18 protein-coding genes are annotated in these 19,403 nt (G+C 59.1%); 10 read left to right on the top strand and 8 right to left on the bottom strand.

Annotated features, from left to right (window positions below; translation table 11 throughout):
• Positions 1–5: 5 nt before the first annotated feature.
• Together X735_RS165360 and X735_RS0133385 are read right to left on the bottom strand one after the other, a co-directional pair.
• Positions 6–1,760: a TadG family pilus assembly protein gene (locus tag X735_RS165360; protein ID WP_023808501.1), complete on the bottom strand. Its 1,755-nt coding sequence runs from the start codon at positions 1,758–1,760 to the stop codon at positions 6–8.
• Entirely contained in the window at positions 1,761–2,216 is a 456-nt protein-coding gene (locus X735_RS0133385) for a TadE/TadG family type IV pilus assembly protein (RefSeq protein WP_196815282.1), read from the bottom strand.
• Between the two features lie 368 nt (positions 2,217–2,584).
• Between X735_RS0133385 and X735_RS165365 the strand changes: the two genes are divergently transcribed.
• The 4 genes from X735_RS165365 (at position 2,585) to X735_RS165380 (ending at position 8,018) form a co-directional block, all read left to right on the top strand.
• Positions 2,585–4,177 (top strand): peptide ABC transporter substrate-binding protein, encoded by a 1,593-nt coding sequence (locus X735_RS165365; RefSeq protein ID WP_023808499.1) that lies wholly within the window; start codon positions 2,585–2,587, stop codon positions 4,175–4,177.
• A gap of 164 nt (positions 4,178–4,341) precedes the next feature.
• Complete coding sequence (locus X735_RS165370; protein WP_023808498.1) at positions 4,342–5,265, top strand: ABC transporter permease subunit; 924 nt, start codon at positions 4,342–4,344, stop codon at positions 5,263–5,265.
• Complete coding sequence (locus X735_RS165375; protein WP_023808497.1) at positions 5,258–6,382, top strand: ABC transporter permease subunit; 1,125 nt, start codon at positions 5,258–5,260, stop codon at positions 6,380–6,382. The genes X735_RS165370 and X735_RS165375 overlap by 8 nt, the downstream gene beginning before the upstream one ends.
• A gap of 16 nt (positions 6,383–6,398) precedes the next feature.
• Positions 6,399–8,018 carry an ABC transporter ATP-binding protein gene (locus tag X735_RS165380; protein ID WP_023808496.1) on the top strand — a complete coding sequence of 540 codons (1,620 nt, stop codon included), beginning with the start codon at positions 6,399–6,401 and terminating at the stop codon, positions 8,016–8,018.
• A 33-nt stretch (positions 8,019–8,051) separates the two neighbouring features.
• Here the strand turns inward: X735_RS165380 and X735_RS165385 are convergent, their stop codons facing one another.
• The 3 genes from X735_RS165385 to X735_RS165395 all read right to left on the bottom strand — a co-directional run bounded on the left by X735_RS165385 (position 8,052) and on the right by X735_RS165395 (position 9,282).
• Complete coding sequence (locus X735_RS165385; RefSeq protein ID WP_023808495.1) at positions 8,052–8,396, bottom strand: hypothetical protein; 345 nt, start codon at positions 8,394–8,396, stop codon at positions 8,052–8,054.
• 223 nt (positions 8,397–8,619) lie between these two features.
• A complete protein-coding gene (locus X735_RS1000000169540; protein ID WP_023808494.1) occupies positions 8,620–9,060 on the bottom strand; it encodes a hypothetical protein in 441 nt (146 codons plus the stop codon).
• A 6-nt stretch (positions 9,061–9,066) separates the two neighbouring features.
• On the bottom strand, positions 9,067–9,282 hold the full coding sequence (locus X735_RS165395) for a hypothetical protein (protein ID WP_023808493.1): 216 nt from the start codon (positions 9,280–9,282) through the stop codon (positions 9,067–9,069).
• Positions 9,283–9,542: 260 nt separating this feature from the next.
• Here X735_RS165395 and X735_RS1000000169190 point away from each other — a divergent pair, with 260 nt between their 5' ends.
• Positions 9,543–9,926 carry a hypothetical protein gene (locus tag X735_RS1000000169190; RefSeq protein WP_196815281.1) on the top strand — a complete coding sequence of 128 codons (384 nt, stop codon included), beginning with the start codon at positions 9,543–9,545 and terminating at the stop codon, positions 9,924–9,926.
• 531 nt (positions 9,927–10,457) lie between these two features.
• Here the strand turns inward: X735_RS1000000169190 and X735_RS165405 are convergent.
• The 3 genes from X735_RS165405 to X735_RS165415 form a co-directional block, all read right to left on the bottom strand.
• Complete coding sequence (locus X735_RS165405; RefSeq protein ID WP_023808491.1) at positions 10,458–11,795, bottom strand: site-specific integrase; 1,338 nt, start codon at positions 11,793–11,795, stop codon at positions 10,458–10,460.
• A 761-nt stretch (positions 11,796–12,556) separates the two neighbouring features.
• Complete coding sequence (locus tag X735_RS165410; protein ID WP_023808490.1) at positions 12,557–13,243, bottom strand: hypothetical protein; 687 nt, start codon at positions 13,241–13,243, stop codon at positions 12,557–12,559.
• A 54-nt stretch (positions 13,244–13,297) separates the two neighbouring features.
• Positions 13,298–13,516, bottom strand: a complete 219-nt coding sequence (locus tag X735_RS165415) for a hypothetical protein (protein ID WP_023808489.1) — start codon at positions 13,514–13,516, stop codon at positions 13,298–13,300.
• A 123-nt stretch (positions 13,517–13,639) separates the two neighbouring features.
• On the opposite strand from X735_RS165415, the gene X735_RS165420 reads away from it, so the two are divergent.
• The 5 genes from X735_RS165420 to X735_RS165440 all read left to right on the top strand — a co-directional run bounded on the left by X735_RS165420 (position 13,640) and on the right by X735_RS165440 (position 18,088).
• Positions 13,640–13,861 (top strand): DUF6471 domain-containing protein, encoded by a 222-nt coding sequence (locus X735_RS165420; RefSeq protein WP_023808488.1) that lies wholly within the window; start codon positions 13,640–13,642, stop codon positions 13,859–13,861.
• Positions 13,862–14,097: 236 nt separating this feature from the next.
• Positions 14,098–14,598: a hypothetical protein gene (locus X735_RS165425; protein ID WP_023808487.1), complete on the top strand. Its 501-nt coding sequence runs from the start codon at positions 14,098–14,100 to the stop codon at positions 14,596–14,598.
• Between the two features lie 215 nt (positions 14,599–14,813).
• Positions 14,814–15,179, top strand: a complete 366-nt coding sequence (locus X735_RS165430; protein WP_155930531.1) for a hypothetical protein — start codon at positions 14,814–14,816, stop codon at positions 15,177–15,179.
• 6 nt (positions 15,180–15,185) lie between these two features.
• Entirely contained in the window at positions 15,186–17,579 is a 2,394-nt protein-coding gene (locus X735_RS165435) for a primase-helicase family protein (RefSeq protein WP_023808485.1), read from the top strand.
• A gap of 23 nt (positions 17,580–17,602) precedes the next feature.
• On the top strand, positions 17,603–18,088 hold the full coding sequence (locus tag X735_RS165440; protein ID WP_128302937.1) for a hypothetical protein: 486 nt from the start codon (positions 17,603–17,605) through the stop codon (positions 18,086–18,088).
• Positions 18,089–19,403: the final 1,315 nt, after the last annotated feature.

Raw genomic sequence — 19,403 nt, 5'->3', positions numbered from 1 at the left:
CTGCTCTACTGCACCAGCACGGAGCGTCCACAAGTCGCACCGGTGACCCGGACATCCGCCTCGCCGAGACGCACGCCAAGGGCTCCAAGCAGGTTGGCAAGCAAGGTATCGATCGGGGCTGCCACGCTGTTCAGAAGTGCCACCACCGGCGGCTTCACAAATCCCAGAAGGGCGTCCAGATTCAGCGGCAGGCCGAGTAAATTCGCCGTCAGCGACAGGCCGCTGACCAGCGACGTAGTCAACGATTGGGTAAAGTTTTGCGTGTAAGCGGTCCTTATCGTCTTGGCATCGATGTCGGCCTTGTTGAAAGTCAGCGTCGTCGCGGGGTTATTGGCCATGTTAAACGCCGCCGAGCCCACTACGGACACCACGGGGATGAGCAGAAGTTTCACGGCCGCGATTTCGGTGTTGGAAAACGTCTCCTTATTGGTGAAATCGGCAAAGCCGGCGCTGCTGCTGTCACCGAGATGTCCTTCGACGATACCGGGACGTGTAGCAACGGTGACCTTGATACTGTCAGGGCCTGTTGGACAACTTATGTCCATGAGCTTGGCCTCGGCATAGGCGACTTCGACATGCAGGGGCAAACTGACCGATACCAAGGTGATACCGCCTCCGACATTTTTGTTGCCGCCCCCGATCTTCACTATTAGCTTGATGCGGGTCTGCGCCGTCCGCACAATGGCGCCGACCTCGCCAACCGCCAGCCATGGCGAGGATTGCGGCGGTTCGCCGATAGCGATGGCGAGCGTGGTCGACAGCACCCCCGGAATGGCGGCGCCGAGCGCGACGTCGACCTGCTTCGAACCGTTTGCCAGTCCGGCGGCGGCGGTCAGCATGCCCATCGCACTGGCATCGACGCCAAGGCCGGCCGGCTTTTGGCCGAGGCCCAACTTGCCGACGGAGCCGAGATCGACCAGATGACTGAGCGGGATCTTGACCGTGCTGGTCGACTTGGAAGCGATCGTCTGCAGGGCGACCTTGGCCGTGTTGCCAAGCCCCGGCACATTGGCCATGGCCGTGGCGATTTGGCCGACGGTCGCCTTCGATGCCAGCACATCCGTATACGATACGCCGGTCAGGTTCAACTGTGTGGCAAGGCCGTCGACGAAGGAGAGCACGCTCACATCCGCAGAGAGCAGCGCGTTGTAGTCCATGACGCTGAGCGAGATGTTGCTGCCGAGAAGTCCGCCGAGAAGCGCGTTGAGGATACCGCCATCGAGGCTGGCGAGCCTCGATCCGACCGAGAACGTCGCCTGCGGCGTCATGCTGGCGATGGCTTGGGTGCCGATGACGGGAGTGGGGATCAGCGAACTCGCGAAATAGCGGGCCGGGATCTTCTTCAGGGTGACACGGACGGCATTGTAGGGTGTTACGCTGGCCTGGAAACGCTGGCCCACATTGGCGCCGGATGCCACATATCGCCCGGGTGTGACCGTCACGACGGTTTTGCCGGCCGCCGGCTCGATCGTCTGTCCCGAGCTTTGAACGACAACCCCTGGCATGCCGTTGTCGGTCAGCGTGGTGACAACCGCGGTGTTGACTTTGGTCATGTTCGAGGCGGCGGTGATCGCCGCCAGATCCACCATTGCCTGTGCTTCGCGGCGCTCGGTGTAGATCGAGGCTTCGTCGATGGCCACCGCGGCCAGCGCCAGCGCCACCGGCGCGCTCAATGCCGCCATGACGGTGAAGTTCGCTTTCCTGTCACCCAGCATCAACCGGGCAAGCCGACCGATCCCATTGCACGCATGCAGCAGCATTTAAATGCCCCCGACCCTAATCGTTGACTGGCGCTTGATGGTGGTCCCGGGCATGGCTATGCCCGGGAAAAGGTTCCAGATCGGCAGGTTGCGGGCATCGTACTGGATGGCCACCACGAACTGGCTTCCATCGGCCGCGCTGTCGTTGGCCTGGTAGGTCAACTTGCTGACATCCACGAAGGGATATCCGCCGGCATTGTTGGTGACGAAGCTGGCCACGAGCGTCTGGCGCTCGGTCTGGTTCAGCCCGGCAATGGCCGTGCGGGCCGCATCCGCTGCGATCTGCTGGATCGAGTTGGCGGCGCCGAAATATATACCGTATGCAACCATTCCGAGTAGAAGAAGAATGAAGATCGGCGAGAGTAAGGCAAATTCAACCGCTGAAGTTCCACGTTCTTCTTGAAATTTTCGCACCAAATGAAAGACTTTGGGCAATTTACTTGCTCCGTTGCTCATAGCCGCCACGCGTCTGAGATCGAACTGTATAGAAGGCAATCGTAATGTAACCTGTGGTTGCTTAAGAACGCATTAAGACATTCCGGCAAACTGGCGTGGCTCCGATTCGCGGTGAAAAATGGCGTCGAGGTGAAGAAACCAAGTCAAGCTTCTGGTTTCGGCTGGTGTTTCAGCGGCCACGCCATAGCTTTCGTCCGCCTTACTTTGGGTGACCCAGAGAGTCTGTTGAAATACAAATTCTCCGCGTTAGTGTCTGGGCACGAGCCGCAGGACGGGAACCAGCGGCGCGCTCAAAGGGGTCAGATATCGGCTCCAGGGCGTCAACACTTAATAGGCGCGCCAACGGCAGCGCCGACAGGGAGAACTTCATGCTGAAAAACATGCTGAAGGCGACGGTGCTCGCCACGACCATGGCGCTGGCCGCCGGCACGTTCTACACGCCGGCTTTCGCCGAGACCGTCTATAACAGAGGCAGCGCCGCCGAAGCGGAGACGGTCGATCCGCACAAGACCTCGACAGTCTACGAAGCCGATATCATACGCGACCTGTTCCAGGGCCTGGTCATGCATGACCAGAAGACGAACCTCATTCCGGGCGCGGCCGAAAGCTGGACAGTGTCCGACGACGGCACTGTCTACACCTTCAAGCTGCGCAAGGATGGCCTCTGGTCGGATGGCAGCCCGGTGACGGCGGACGACTTCGTCTATTCGTTTCGTCGGCTGGAAGACCCGGCCACCGCTGCCGAATACGCCTCGATGCTGTACCCGGTGAAGGGTGCGGAGGACGTCAACACCAAGAAGGGCAAGCCGGAGGATATGGGTGTCAAAGCGATTGATGCAAATACCCTCGAAGTCACGCTGAAGGCGCCGACGCCTTACTTCCTGGAGATGCTGACCCATCAGGCCACCTATCCGGTCAACAAGGCTTCGATCGACAAGCTCGGCGCCGACTGGATCAAGGCGGGTAATCTCGTTTCGAACGGCGCCTATACGCTGGCCGAGTGGATTCCCAACGACCACATGAAGCTGGTCAAGAATCCGAAATTCTGGGACGCCGCGACCGTCAAGATGGACGTCGTCAACTATATCCCGACCGAAGACCGCTCATCGGCGATGAAGCGCTTCGAGGCCGGCGAACTCGACAGCTACGGCGACCTGCCGACCGAACAGCTCGCTGACCTCAAGACCAAGTTCGGCGACCAGGTCCGCGTCGGACCTTATCTCGGCACCTATTATTATGCGATCAAGACCGACAAGGCGCCGTGGGACAATGTCGAACTGCGCAACGCCATCTCGATGGCGATCGACCGCGACTTCCTCGCCGAGAAGGTCTGGCAGAACTCGATGCTGCCTGGCTATTCGATGGTGCCTCCGGGCATCGCGGGCTACTCGCCGGCAACGGCCAAATACGCCGACATGTCGCAGATCGACCGCGAGGACGCTGCCAAGAAGACCCTCGAGAAACTCGGCTATACGCCCGAGCATCCCTTGAAGATGGAGATCCGCTACAACACGTCGGAAAACCACAAGAACACGGCCGTCGCCATCCAGGAACAGTTGAAGCCGCTCGGCGTCGACGTCTCGCTCGTCAACACCGACACCAAGACCCACTACTCCTTCCTCGAGCAGAAGGGCGACTACGACGTGGCGCGTGCCGCCTGGATCGCCGACTACAAGGATCCGGAGACCTTCCTCGGCATCACCCGCAAGGCCAGCGGTAACAACTATTCGAGCTATGTCAGCCCGGCATATGAAGCGGCCATGGACAAGGCGGCGGCTGCCGGCGGTAAGCCGGAAGAGCGCATGAAGGACCTCGCTGAGGCCGAGCGCATCCTTGTCGATGACGTCGGTAACATTCCGCTTCTCTACTACAGCTTCCACGACATCGTTTCCTCGAAGCTGCATGGCTTCGACGACAATGTGATGGATATCCATCCGTCCCGCTTCATCAGTAAGGACTGATCCTTAGCCGGGCCGCCGCGCAACTCAATGCGCGGCGGTGCTGGTTGGCCATCGCATCGGTCCGGAAACCGGAATCGATTTTCGGTATGTCGGTGCGAAGATTTGAAGGCTAGAGCGCAACCGTCCGGCTGGACGCGCGTTGCTCTGGATCAAGCGGGGCACCGATGCTGCGATACGTATTACGGCGGCTTCTGACCGCCATCCCGACGCTGTTCGTCATTGTGACCATGGCGTTTTTCCTGATGCGCGTCGCGCCGGGCGGCCCATTCAACCAAGAGCGGGGGCTGAGCCCCGAGATCAAGGCCAATCTCGAAGCCCAGTTCGGCCTCAACGACCCGCTCTGGCTGCAATTCGTCCATTATCTCGGCAATCTGCTGCGCGGCAATTTCGGCCCGAGCTACAACATGCCGGACTTCACCGTCACCGAACTCTTCGCCAAGGGCCTGCCTATATCGGTTCAGCTCGGCGCCTCGGCGCTCGTCCTGGCGCTGCTGCTCGGTTGTGTGCTCGGCACCATTGCGGCGCTTAACCAGAACAAGCTTGGCGACTATACGGTGATCGCGCTGGCGACGGCCGGCAGCACCATCCCAACCTTCGTCATCGCGCCGGTGATCCAACTCCTGTTCGGGCTGACCTGGAGGCTGCTGCCGATCGGTGGGTGGGGCGATGGCGCTTTCATCAACAAGGTCGGTCCGGTGTTGACGCTCGCTCTGCCGCAGATCGCCATCGTCGCCCGGCTGATGCGTGGCTCGATGATCGAATCCTTGCGGTCCCATCACATCCGCACGGCGCGCGCGCTCGGCCTGTCCGATTGGTCGGTGGTGGTCAAGCACGCGCTGCGCGGCGCCATCCTGCCGATCGTCTCCCTCACCGGTCCGGCGGCGGCGGCATTGCTGACCGGCTCGGTCATTGTCGAGACGATCTTCTCCATTCCAGGCGTTGGCCGCTATTTCGTCGATGCCGCGCTCAATCGTGACTACACGCTGGTGATGGGAACGGTGGTGGTGATCGCCATCTTTACCATTGTCTTCAACCTGATCGTCGACGTCATGTACGCGGTCGTCGATCCGAGGGTGCGCTATGACTGACATCGCAGCCACAGCCGCCCCCGCCGTCATCGCCCGTTCACTCTGGGGGGATGCCTGGGCGCGTCTCAAGGCCAATCGCGCCGCCATGTTCAGCCTGTACTACCTTGCCCTGATCGGTGTCGTCAGCGTATTCGGGCCGTGGTTCGTGCCACATCAATACACTACCATCTATGCCGACTATGTGCGCATGCCGCCAAGCCTGTCAGCCTATCCGAAGGCCGACATGGTCGAGACGGCGCTTACCGAAGCGATCAAGCGCATGCGGGTTGAGATCAAGGAGTGGCGGCAGGAAGGCAACCAGGTCTTCGTCACCGTCAAGTCGACCAGGCCGATCGACGATCGCAACATCCGTTATCTCGACCGTTCCGATGCCTTTGACGGCACCAAGATCGAGAGCAAGTCGCCCGACGGTCTTGAAGCGACGATGAGCGCCTCGATCAAGCAGCAATATTTCCTGTTCGGCACCGACAACACCGGCCGGGACCTATTGTCGCGCACGCTGATGGCCGGGCGCATATCGCTGGCCATCGGCCTGCTCGCGGGTGTCGTGGCGGTGGTCATCGGCGTGGTCTACGGGGCCGCGGCCGGCTTTGCCGGCGGCAAAATCGACGAGGTGATGATGCGCATCGTCGACGTGCTCTATTCCTTGCCCTTCATCTTCTTCGTCATCATGCTGGTGGTGTTCTTCGGCCGCAACTTCGTGCTGATGTTCCTGGCGGTCGGCGCCGTGCTGTGGCTCGACATGGCGCGGATCGTGCGCGGCCAGGCGCTGTCGATCCGCCGGCAGGAGTATGTCCAGGCGGCGGAAGCCATGGGTGTCGGCCAGCGCGGTATCCTGCTGCGCCACGTCATTCCCAATCTGCTCGGCCCGGTGGTCATCTACATGACGCTGCTGGTGCCGCAGGTCATCATCCTGGAGAGTTTCCTGTCATTCCTGGGGCTCGGCGTGCAGGAGCCGATGACCAGCTGGGGCGTGCTGATCTCGGTCGGCGCCAAGAACATCGGCACCGCCAACTGGCTGCTCCTGTTCCCCGCCTTCTTCCTCGTCTCGACGCTGTTCGCGCTGAATTTCGTCGGCGACGGCCTGCGCGACGCACTTGACCCAAGGGATCGCTAAGATGGGGATCGCCGAGATGGCTGCTTCCGAAACGATCCTCAGCGTCAAGGATCTGCGTGTCCGCTTCCGCACGCTTGACGGCGCCGTCGAAGCAGTCAAGGGCATCAACATCCATGTCAAATCTGGCGAGACCGTTGCCGTGGTTGGCGAATCCGGGTCCGGCAAAAGCCAGACGATGATGGCGGCGATGAGCCTGCTGGCATCGAATGGGGAAGCGACAGGCAGCGTCGATTATCGCGGCCGCAATCTTCTGACGCTTAGCAAATCCGAGCTCAACCAGGTTCGTGGCCGCAAGATCAGCATGATCTTTCAGGAGCCGATGACTTCGCTCGATCCGCTCTATTCGATTGGCAATCAGTTGATCGAGCCGATCCGCCGGCACCGGGGCCTGAATGCCCCCGACGCGCGGGAAGAGGCGCTCAAGCTGCTGCGGCTGGTGCATATTCCCGATCCCGAGCGGCGGATGAAATCCTATCCGCATGAAATGTCCGGTGGCCAGCGCCAGCGTGTGATGATCGCGATGGCGCTCGCCAACGACCCTGACATATTGATCGCCGACGAGCCGACGACGGCGCTCGACGTGACCATCCAGGCGCAGATCCTGATGCTTCTGGCCGAATTGCAGCGCAAGCTCGGCATGGCGATCGTCTTCATCACCCACGATCTTGGCATCGTCCGCCGCTTTGCCGACCGGGTCTATGTCATGCGCCAGGGCGAGGTTGTCGAGGAGGGGGAGGCGGAGGCCATCTTCGTCAATCCCCAGCATGCCTACACGAAAATGCTGCTGGCGTCCGAGCCGACCGGCAGCAAGGCGCCGCCGCCCGCCAATGCTCCGGTGCTGCTTGAAGGCAGAAATGTCGAAGTGACGTTCAGGATTGGCGGCGGGTTTCTTGCTGGTGAACCGCTGATGCTGCGTGCCGTCGATCACATCTCGATCCGGCTGCAGCGCAACCAGACCATCGGCATCGTTGGTGAATCCGGCTCGGGCAAGTCGACGCTCGGCCGCGCCTTGCTGCGGCTGTTGCCGAGCGACGGGCTTATCCGTTTCGGCGATCGCGACATTTCCCAAGCCGACAGGCAGGCGATGCGGCCGCTGCGGCGCCAGATGCAGCTTGTCTTCCAGGACCCGTTCGGCTCGCTGTCGCCGCGCATGACCGTCGGCCAGGTCATCACCGAAGGACTTCTGGTGCATGAGCCTGATCTCTCGGGCAAGCAGCGTGATCAACGCGCGGTCGACGCCTTGCGCGAGGTCGGCCTCGACCCCAACGCACGCAATCGCTACCCGCACGAATTCTCCGGCGGCCAGCGGCAGCGCATCGCCATTGCTCGCGCCATGATCCTGAAGCCCAGGCTGGTGGTATTGGATGAGCCGACCTCGGCGCTCGATCGCTCTGTGCAGAAACAGATCGTCGAACTGTTGCGCAAGCTGCAGGCGGACCACGAATTGTCCTATCTCTTCATCAGCCACGATCTGTCGGTCGTGCGCGCCATGGCCGACTACATCATCGTCATGAAACAGGGCAAGATCGTCGAGGAGGGGCCGACCGAGGCGATCTTCAGCGATCCGCGGCACGCTTACACACAGACGCTGATGGCCGCCGCGATCGACATGACGCGATTTCGCCTGAGCGCCTGAACCAGGCTTCGCACCGATACACTGGCTGTCCGCTCAATTTGTGGAGCTCGGGCACTTGCGTGCTCGCACAGCGGCAATGGCATCCTGTTGCTGCTTGAGCCGGTCGATCCTGGCTGTTTCACGGTTGGCCACCGCGGTCTTCACGCGTGAGCCGCCGAGCAGCCAGCGTGGAACATTGGTGTTGGCGACCTTGCCGCGCGTGATTGCCGTTTGCGAGATGTCACGGGCGACGTCTCCCATCGCCCTGTTGAGGTCGGTGCACGTCATCGAATCGTATTTCGCTGGATCGACGGTTCTGCCGAGCGATGAACAGCCAGCGACGAGAACCAGCGTCATCACGAGAATCAAGGGCGAGGCTGTGGTTGAATTCAAATTCATGTCGCACTCGGCCCGCCGTTCACTGACTCCATCAAGTTCACGACCCTAAGACCGACAGACCTTTTCGTCAAAATATGCGGCCTCGAAGAAACCTCCCACTGGGCCCGGCCTTTGCGGCCGACGCAGGAACATCTCAGTCACTGGAATTGCTATCTGCCGAGTGTTGGGCTCAATCGCTGGCAAACGGAGAGTACCGGTTCCGGCGACGTCGGGGCGGCCTTTCCTACGCTGCCTCGGCCACGAACCTCGACGGGGGGCAACCGCCGAGCACTGTCTGAGCGATGTCGGCGTCATTTTCATCGACATGCGCCGTCACCAGAACGACCCCTTCGGCAACCTCCTGATCATCCGCCTTTATGGCGGCCGTGGCGAATGTTCCAAACAGACCGGCAACGCCGCCACAGACCGCGCCAGCCACCGCTGTTGGCAATACGCCCGCAGCAACAGGATTGATGCCATAGGCCGCAACGGCACTCAGGCAGACCAACCCGCCGGCGGCAGCGCCAAATAACGATCCCAAAGCGGAAACCCGAAGAGATCCCGCCTCGTCATTGTAAGGCCCGATGATCGCGATCTGTACGCGAGGAATTCCGGCTGCCACCAAGTCGCTGGCGACCCGCGCCGCATCGACGGGGGAATCAAAAAGTCTGCAAATCGTCGGCATGGTCGCTTAACGCTTCTGGCTGTTCAGCGTCGTCTCGGTGAGGAATGACGCGGCAATCAGATCGTCAACCTCGATTGGGCCCTCGCCGCCCTCCATGATGGCTGCGACCTTCTGGAAGGTCTTCATCTCGTCTTCGGTAATCTGGGCTTCCGGCATCCTGGCTTTGATCTCTGTCATGCGCATGCTCAGGGCATAGGATTTCTTGGTCTCACGGTTCGACATGCTGCTGCTCATAGTTCATTGATCATTTTTTGCCCGCCACTCGAATTTGGGGCAAGGGCAAACGTTTCCAACCCTGGACTTCGGTCGGGGAGGGGTCGGACCTAAGTCTGGTCGTGGGCCGCAATGGTCTTGCCGACGGCGCCGCCAAAGCATGACCCAGGATGCGTGCCAAAAGGCCTTTCGTGGCCCGACTCATCAAGAATCGGGCCGGAGATCTGCGATCAGTACCCGTCGTTTTCGATCACAACGGGATGGTGTCGATGGTGGTGACGGTGGGTGGAGACGGAACCTGTCACGACAACAGTATCGCGGTGATGATGCCGGCGCCCATGGTCATAGAACGCTACGGTACCATGGCGGCGGTGGTGCAAGCGCTGACCGTCTTCGTTGATGATCTTGACGCTTTCGTGATGTCGATGATGGGTTCTAACAACCACATCGGCTTCGGCTGCCGAAGCCACAACGGGCAGTCCAAGGGAAAGCGCCAACGCGCACATGATCATTGTTTTCATTGCAGTTTCTCCATTTTCTTAATTAGCCCTTCATTGGATAAACTGCCCCTGATCGCTTTGGTTCCGGTCGTCCGGCATCGACCCGAACGTTCACTGGTCATCGCTGGATCTCGTCAAACGGCGGAACATTAGGCGTGCCTGATGGTTTATTTCCCGCAGCCGGGATCACGATTTGGTGTCTGCTGCGGATCAGTCGGCAAAGGCTGGTCGGCCCGCGTTCTCTGCCAGAGGCGCGGGCTTCCCAGGCAACAGGAGAGAGATCATGAACAATATCATTTGGCTCGTTGGAGCTGTGGTCATCGTGATAGCGATCTTGAGCTTTTTTGGCCTCCGCTGAGGGGGACGCGCGTACCAGTCGGGATGTTTACCCGAAACTGTCCGCGAGCGCACGCATGAAGGCATCAGGCGGCCGGTTGACTGGTTACTGTCCAGTGCAACAGGCATCGCTGTCGGCCGGGTCACAGAGGCACGGCGAATAGAAATTCGCCCATCCGACTGGCGGGGGACGCGAGTAATCTCGCTTGAGGGGCAGGTGGAGCGCCGAAGTCGGGATGCGTTAACTCTTTGTTTTCTCTGGTCGGAGTGGCAGGATTTGAACCTGCGACCCCCTCGTCCCGAACGACGGGGTCTGCCAGCGAAAACCCGGATTTCCGCCATTCCTCATCACGGTCGGCGACCTTTGTTCACCTTTGTTTCTAGCATACCTGTGGGGTTTCTGTGGGGAGCTGTGGGGGCGTTCGTCGTCTGTGCCTCCGGCATGCGTACCACATTTTTTGGAAGGCTCCTGTAGCGCGACTTGGAGACAATCGCCTCGGCCGCCTCTGCCTGGAAGTCTGGATGATGGTGGCCATACGTCTGGATCAGCATCTCGACGGTCATGCCGAGGAAGCCAGCGGCTGCCCAAGGGTCGGAGCCTTGTTGCATTAGCCATGTTGCAGCGGTGTGGCGGAAGATGTGAGGAGTCACATCGGTACGGAATATGCGTCTGACGCCTCCATCCGGAGCTTCAACATCGTCGTACCAGCCCAATCCGGCTGCCTCGACCACTGAGCGGAACGCCTTCTTGATTGACTGGACGGGTTTCCCGTTCCACTCAACGACGTAGTCGTGGGCGATCATTCGACCGACGTTTGAGCTCTTGCCGCGACCCTTGGTCTTGATCTCCAGCGGAGTGACGGCCCATCGCCGTACATGGGCAAGCAGACGATCGGGCAGACGTACCGGCGGCTGGCGCTTCTTGGTCTCGAGGCGACCAGCTGCGCGACGATAGAAAACGCCGCGCTCCAGGTCCAAATGGCCCGCCCCTTCGGTAGGTCGGACGGCGGCACCACAGATCGCCGCCGAGCGCGTGCCGGTGTAGAGCGCGACAAGGATAAAGCGCGCGACGTGGCGCCCTGTGCGACGGTCGCTAGCCCGACCTTTCCACGACTGACGCATGCGCCACGCAGCGCGGATCAAAGCCGCCGCTTCGTTTCGTGTCAGCCAGCGATCTCTGGGCAAGGACTTAGGTGGCAGCACGATGGCCGGCGCTGAGGTTATGTAGCCCTCTCGATGATAGTTGTTCAGCGCTGCCCGCAAGTCCTCCAACTGCCGCCGAGCGGCTGCACCGCCGCCGTGTGCTTTAGCATAGTCGCGGCAGATCTTGCCGTCGATGTCGCCGATCATCATATTGCCGAACCAGTTCAGCACTGAGACCATACGGCCACCGGTTTCCTTGGGCTTGGCGTGATTTGGCGCGACGTCAGTTAGGTAGACACTAATGGCGTCGGCTATTGCGACCGTAGCGGGATCACGACTGCGCTCGCGGACCGGCTCGTACTTTTCGGTGATGTAGCTGGCAAGCCGTTTTTCAGCGCGTTCGCGGTTGCCAGTGCCGCCGCAAGCGCTGACGAAGGTGTTGCCGTCACGAATGAACCAGCCGGCGCGGCTCCGTAGGGATCCGTCCTGCTTCCTGCTTTCGTCCCGCCAGACGAGGCGTGCCCCTTTCGAAGTCCTCGACATCTTTCCCTCATCTCGGCGATCGCGGCCAAGGTGACATACTCCTTCCCCGCGATCATCTCTGTTACAAGTCGGCCAGCATCCCGCTCCTTGCGCAGCCCTGGTGCCCCCATCGTACCGTCGGGGAAAGCGATGCGAGCGGCTATGTCCAGCCGGAGCGGGGCGCTTTGGTCGGGGTGATGGCTATTCTCAAAAATGCGGTTGGTCACAGATCAGAAAACACGCTGGTGTGTGGAGGCCATTGATGGCGGGGCCAGCCTGATCTAGTTCGTTGGACAATACGGTTCTATGGGCCTTGGGCGTGGTACTATAGGGGGAGTGCTTTTCTTTGCCCCGGACCGTCCGGCGGCGAGTGCTATTACCCGAAAAAGCAAAAATTTTTGCGGGCCATAGATAGGTCCATTCCCAAGCAAACCCGACCGATCAGCACAGGATATCGTGTACACCTTCCCCTGTCCGGTACCAGGCGCGCAGGTGATCGAAAGATCTGCGGCCTAGCTGGTTCCAAAACGTTCAGGCCGGCGGCCGAGCTGCAGCACGGAAATGCCAGCCCAAAATCCAGCTGGTTGTGCCATCGCTCCTCGGGCCTGCATTGGGAAAGCTCGGCCGAGAAGGTGTCGCCCACGTGATGTCGGTGGAGCTTTTTAGGTACGACTGTCAATCGGCAGATTCGAAGAACGCTGCGAGAGCCGGGGGCGGACGTGACACCGAAGCCATTGGAAAAACATCGGGTGCCTGAAGAAGGAGGAAGAGGTGGCAGAGGATCATTCAGGATCCTCAGGATCAAACTTCGCGATGCGTGCGACGGCCTCTCGAAGCATTGCCGCCTTCCGCCGGCCCCGCTCCTGGATTATCTCTCGGAGCCGATCAGGCGGGATGGTCGACATGAAGTCCGCCGAGGTTATTTCGCCATCCTGATAGGTGAACTTGAGCGCCATTGCGCCGACCAGATTGACGTGTTGGGCAAGGACGGATGCGAGCTCGTTGAGGCTGGCGGCGTGGGCGTACAGGAGCGCGGTGGCTACAGGCGATCTGCGGATAATTGCATTGCTGACCAGAAGCTCGAAGCCCTTCCACCACATCAGTTCCCCGATGCCTCGCCCTGTGACCGAGGCGGCGGACTGAGCCGCGCTCACGTACCTGGCCAGAAAGTCATTTTCATAAACGACTTCGTGGTCGCCTCGCGCCCAGTTAACCTCCGCGTTTCCCTTTTGGTTAACCCTTGCGTGGAGATAGGCCCGCGGTTTCCTGTTCTCATCGCGTACGGCGGAGCTCCAGTTGGCGGGATAGATAAGGACATCGACGTGTTCTTGGTTTAGGCCGCAGGCGTAGTCGTTGTCGAGCATTTGGGAGAGATCCTCGTGTAGTCTGGATGTTCCGGTCCGGTCGCGATCACGCGCCAGGGCCAGATAGTCGGAGCTCGAGATGAACGGGTCGAACAGTTTGGTCATTGAAAGTCCTTTGAGGAGGAAGGCTGGACGCCGTGAAGTTTGGCTTCGGCTATGTTAGGAACGAGTCGCCCGTTCGAAGCGGCGCATGACATGGTGATAGACTTCAGGGGTCTTGTGGCCGGCGTCCGTCATCAGGGTGGCAGCGCTTCGCAGCGTTTCAATCGTTGATTTAAGGGCTGTAAACTCTTCATCTTCGTGATGAAGGTCCAGTTCCGAGGAGAGTTCGCGAAGAAGGTCGGTCAGCACTTTTGCCGTTGTCTGGTCGATGGTCATGTTGTGAGTTCCTTGGGATTGGTAGTTGATCGTATACGGTGTGTTTGCACTATATGCGATACATAAGTGGCGCAAAATTGCCTTCAATAGGCCGCCAAAGATTTTTTGCTGGAGAATGTTCGGATGACCGAAGCCGAGTGGGAGCGACTGATCAGCGGGGTGTTGAAAGCCGAGCTAAAGCTTCAGGGTCTGAGCTACGCCGACTTGGCCGAGAAGTTGGCTGTCATCGGCGTCGAGGAGAAGGTGCCGAACATCCGCAACAAACTGTCACGCGGACGCTTCAGCGCTGTCTTCCTAGCGCAGTGTCTTCACGCGATAGGGTCGAAGAGGCTGAAGCTCGACTGACTTTTGTGGGGGCGCCGGCGCCTGGTCCATGCAGTGATATAGACACAGCTACCGCGGCTAGTTGACCAGTCGGGTTTGGGCCCTTGGACCTGGCTCAAGTTTTGGCGCAGGCGGGATTGGTCACTCGGAGACGATCTCGACGGAGTTCTCTTCCCCTAGAGTATCGCGGATTACGCGCCTAGCGGAACGAGCTTGGCGGGACCAAATGGGTCGGACCATCCATTGAAAGGAAACCAATGTCCGACAAATATTTGACAGTCTCAGAAGTTGCCGACTTGCTTGGTGTGCTCAAAGAAAACGTTTTGCGAATGGCTGAGCATGGGGCGCTCCCACCTCCGGTCACGACAAACGGTGAACCACACTTTCCTGAGGAGCCTATCTTGCGTCGACGTGAGGAGGAGGACGACGCTATCCCCTCTGCAGGCGTCTACCTCTCGACGGGCGAAGATTTTTTCTATCATAGGGTGGTGAAGGCCAGCCACATGCTTGTCTACAAAAACTGTCCATTCGCAGTTTTCAGTCTCTGGGACAAAAGCCTTCACATTCGCCCATGGCTCACACACTTGGTCGATGATCTTCCCGATCACGAGACCATCTTGCTTTCCTGTGAGGACGCAAGTGTCCCTGAGGTCAGTTTGGAGGATCTTCCAAAGCCCACTTCAATCGCCTGGGGATATAGCTGGGCCGGACGGTACGATTTGGATGTGATGGTCGCAGCTCCAAATGTGAGCCACTGATCCCAGCAAGCATTAGTAGCGCGTCATGGATGCCGAGTTTCAAATGCTCGGCGTCCAAAAGGCTGCACTTGTGTGGTTCGCGGCCTGCGCACATCACGCGCCTCGTGGTGAGATCTGACTGCAGCACGACGCAGCACACTTCGGTTGTTCCCCTCATCGGTAGTCAACATCTGTTCGCCACTGGCAGCGGCCAGGTGAACCGAAAGGCGGAATACATGAAAGAACAAAATCCCATAGACCTCTTCCCATATTTGGCTAAGTACGAAAGACATCTTATGGTCGACCACAAGGTAGCTCTAAAACTTCACATCACCAAGCAAGCGCTCATCGAACTGGTACAGGCAGGGTTGGGCCCGAAGCCCCATCCCGCCTTTGCGTCTGGACATTACTGGTTTTCGAAGGCGTTCGTTCCAAGCTGGAAATCCTGGGCAGCTCGGGAAGCAGGTGACGACGATATAAGGCAAGCGGCCGATATCATTCTGAAAGACGATCGCACTCGGCGCATTCGTGAGTTCGAACACTATGACAACGCAGATCCGCGCAGGTTTCTGACTACCTTGTTTTCTCGGAAGGCATGGTAGGTCCGCATGCAGTCCGACAGGAAACAAATTAAGAACTACGTCGAGCGGATGTTCGGGCAGGACAGCGGGGGAAACCTGGTTGTCTTCGAACGCGATCTGTCGGGGGAACGTAGACGGCATGCGGTCTTCCCATACGCCGATCGGGAAATCGTCTTCGACTTCCTGGCAGCGCAGCCCGATAACGTTCATCGGTATCTCGCGGTGGCCCTCCACGACGAGCAAGCCTTTGAGGAACAGACGCGCCGAGGGGACACGGCCTGTGCCCTCGCCTTCTTGGCGCTCGACATCGACCTGGCTACGGGGGTCCACGCTGCCACGAACCTCCCCAAAACCGAGGAACAGGCGCTCGGTCTGCTAAATGAAGCCGATCTGCCCGAGCCGACTCTGGTCATCCATTCTGGGGGAGGGCTCTACCCGATCTGGCAGTTTCAGCAGCCGCTGCTTTTGGAAAGCAAGGACGATCGGAGCCGCATTCAGCGGCTCTGGTCAGCGTGGTATGAGCAGGCCCGAATAACTTGGGAACGGCATGGCCTCAAGTTGGACCCTATCGCAGATCTCGCGCGTGTCCTGAGGGTCCCCGGCACTTTCAATCCTAAGACTAAGCCGGCCAAGCCTGTCCGCATCTTGGGCACGTCAAGTGATCGGCTCTGGACCCTTGAGCAACTGGAAGACGTTGTCGCGGATCGGGTTGCTTCGAGTTCCAACAATTCGCCGCGTTCCGGCGAGCACCAACTAGCCGACACGCTTCGTCAGGAAATGATGTCGGGCGACGAAGATGCCTGCAAGAATGCTGCTGGAGCTCTGGCGATGATCTCCGGATGTAGTTTTCTCAAAGGGTGTGACGAGGGCAGCGAACGCCTAACAGAACCGCAGTGGAAGGATGCTGCGGACCTTCTGGCGCACATTCCGGAAGGGAGGCGGTATTTTCACAATCTGTCCAGCCGTGATCCCCGCTACTCATATCGCGAAGCGGAGGCCAAACTGGATCACGCCAGTAAATACCGCCCGAAGCTATGCGAGACGATTGCCGAAACAAACTCCGAGTGCAACGGCTGCCTGTTCCGTGAAGGAATGGTGATTCGCACCGCGGTGCAGCTGGCAAAATCGGAACCGGGGCTTGTGCCACTGCAGGGGCGATATGTGCTCGACGCCAAAACTGGTTTGTTCTTTGACATCTCGACGGGACGGGACAAGACGAAGGACGATTTCGATCGCTCCTTCACGCGGAATATGCAGAAGAAGCGGCTGGCCAGCACCACTTTCCGCAATTCGGCACTCTCATGCTTGGCCGATGAACACGACTTCCTGGTTGGGAATGACAAGCTCATCGTCGAGGAAAATGGCATCCGGACATTCAACACCTGGCAGGACGGAGGCGTCGCCGCGGTGGAAGGTGACGCCTCGATCTGGCATGACCATTTTCGCTATCTTTTGCCTGGCGAGGGCGAGAGGAAATGGGTTCTCCAATACCTTGCTCATCTCGTCCAGCGGCCGGCTGCTAAGATCAAGTCGGCTATCGTGCTGCAATCTAAACAAGGCGTCGGCAAAAACCTCTTGGTGCGCGCCGTAAAGCGCATGTTTCATGAGAACGATGTTCGCGAGGTGTACGGTGGCATCCTAGGCGAGCGTTGGCAGGCGGAGCTGGGAAACACTCGTCTGCTAGCCCTCGACGAACTGCAGATCGACGAGCTGAAGACCGCTTACAATCGCCTGAAGAGATGGACCACGGAGGAGATCCAGTCCGTCGAGCGCAAGGGGGTTGATGCGTTCAACGTGAGAACGCCGCGCGGCATCATCATCATGACCAACAGCGACAAGCCCATGGCCATCGAGCATGACGACCGGCGGCTCTTCGTGTGCAAGGTGGAAGCCGCTAAACGGGAGGACGCATACTACAGTGAACTTTGGCAGGGAGGCATGTCAGACGAGAGTGTTGCGGCCTTCAAGCACTATCTCCTCCACCTCGATCTATCAGACTTCGACGCGAATGCAGAGCCGCCGCTTACCGGTGCCAAAGAAGAGTTGATCCGGGCCAGCGCATCCCTTCTGGAACAGGTTATCACTGAGCTTCGGGAAACGGGTTCGGCGCCGTTCAATCGTCAGGTGTACCTGGCAGAAGATGTGGCCAGCGCCGTTGAAGAGCGCATGAGGCGAACGGTAACCGTGCAGCAGATCACTCCGATCCTGAAAAAGCTCGGTGACTGCAAGCGGAGCACTAAGACATCAGTCCCGCGCCTTGGAAGATCGCCGCGTGGCTACGTCTGGGCGTGGCAGGAGGTGGAAAGGTGGCTAAACGCTTCGAGCGACGAGGTCAGAACTGCTCTGGTGGCTAGAGACGTGGATGTCATGACATCGGGATTGATGCCGATTGTCGCGGCGGCTGTCCAAGTGGCCAACTGACCAGGTGCGCGGAGCAACGGACCATGCAGACTTGTATCTCTTCTAGCTATCACTTTGAAGAAAAAGAGGTTGGACAGTTGGACAGCTGGACACCGAAGGGGATCGCCAAACACCTCGACGTAAAGCACTTCTTCTCGGTTGCCATGACGACAAACCTTCCTCCATGGCGCCCGATACCATCTCGCCTCGCGGCAAGGTTTCTTGGCGCCAGCCTCCAGAGCTTAGCGAATTGGAGAATGCGCGATTTGGGGCCCGCAACCGAGCCGATGCGTCGGGGGCAGGGCAATCGAATATACTATCGCCCTGACAAGATCGCCGAGTGGCTCTCTGGTGGGAAATGTTGCGACTGGCAGTTCTCGGCTTTGTGGCTCCAGCACATGGGCATGCCGCTCGATGTGATCAGCGAGGATGCCGTACGCGATCGTATCGCCCAGCTGGAGGGCGTGAGCAACCTATTTCCGGCAGTCAATCGGCTCTGGCGGAATTTCAGAGAGGTCGAGGCAGCCTAGGCCACGTGAAATAATAGTACGGAACGCGAGGAACACTCACGTTCGGCAGCGCATCTCGCAGAAAGCTAGTGGACCAGTGCAACCGCCGACTGGCTTCGTCGTATCAACCCCAGTTCAGCGACCTAGGCCCAACTGCGAGGCGATGATTCCTGCCTACAGGTCTTTCGCGGCAACATTCGGCGTATCAAGCTGACTGGGCTCGGCCTTTCTGGCCGATACTATAGGGTAAGTCTAATCTGCCCATCGAAAGGCGAGACAGCGGTGACTATTTCACAGCTCGAGCCGGCGCGGCAAGCGTGTTGGCGGCGAACTCGAAAGGATGTCGATGAAATTTCGTGAATATGTATCGCTCGCAGATAATTTTTTTGAACACAGGTGGGATTGTAATTTCCTCTATGTAAACTCTAACATTGATGGGATTGCCATCAGATATGTAGTGCAGGAAACTGAAAAAATAGGCGAAAGAGGATTCCTCTTTCTCAGATAATTCCCATGAAAAATATACCTGAGTGAGCGTTGTTGCGTTAGAGCAATGTCGTGGTGCTGGAGCCGCAATGTGCGCCGGTTTCGATGAGGTGTGGGCAGCGAAGCAAACGCGCTCCAGGTAGCACATCAGTGCCAAGTGCCCTTCCACACGCTAAACAGAGAAAAGGTCTGGAGTGAATTCAAATCCACAACGAAATGGGGGATGAAGATGATGATGGAAGGTTCGAAAGGGATCTTCAGGAACTCACAGAGGACGTTCAAAGAATGATCTCAAGGCAACCGGTTCAGCAACGTGGCCGTGACACCCGGTATTTGAACAAAATGGATCAACCGAAGCACGTAAGGTAGTACGGGGCAGTTCCAGCTGGTGACCTGTCACTTCGCTGGTTTTTTGGGGAAGGCGCAGCTGCGTTGCGCCCCTCCTTCTCTATTTTATCCGTGCCGGCACCCGGGGGTAGCATGGGCCAACATCCGATCAGCCCCGAGATTGCCTCCACTTTTCCGCTACATGTTGAGGGACAACCCTAGTTGTTGCTGTGGTGACGTTCGACCATGGGCATTGGGACAAGCCCAGCGCGGTCTCAGCAAAGGCTCGCAGGCCATGCCGTCGGCGTCACGGTCCAGCTTGCCGCCCCGCGAGCAGTTGTGGAGATACCACTGGGCCTCGTCGCATGAGCTAATCTGGCCACACGTTCGCCTTGGCGCACGACAGACCGATTTGCGCAACCAACTTGCAACTGATGATGCCTAGAGGTGACCTGCCACTGAACTGTCATCCAGTGGCGATTAGAGCCGCGACCATTTCTGTTACGCCGTTTGGCGCGGGTAA

The organism is Mesorhizobium sp. L2C084A000, assembly GCF_000502875.1.
Taxonomy (GTDB): Bacteria; Pseudomonadota; Alphaproteobacteria; order Rhizobiales; family Rhizobiaceae; genus Mesorhizobium.
Note: the sequence above shows the minus strand (reverse complement) of the source record. Positions and strands in the feature narration are given on the sequence as shown.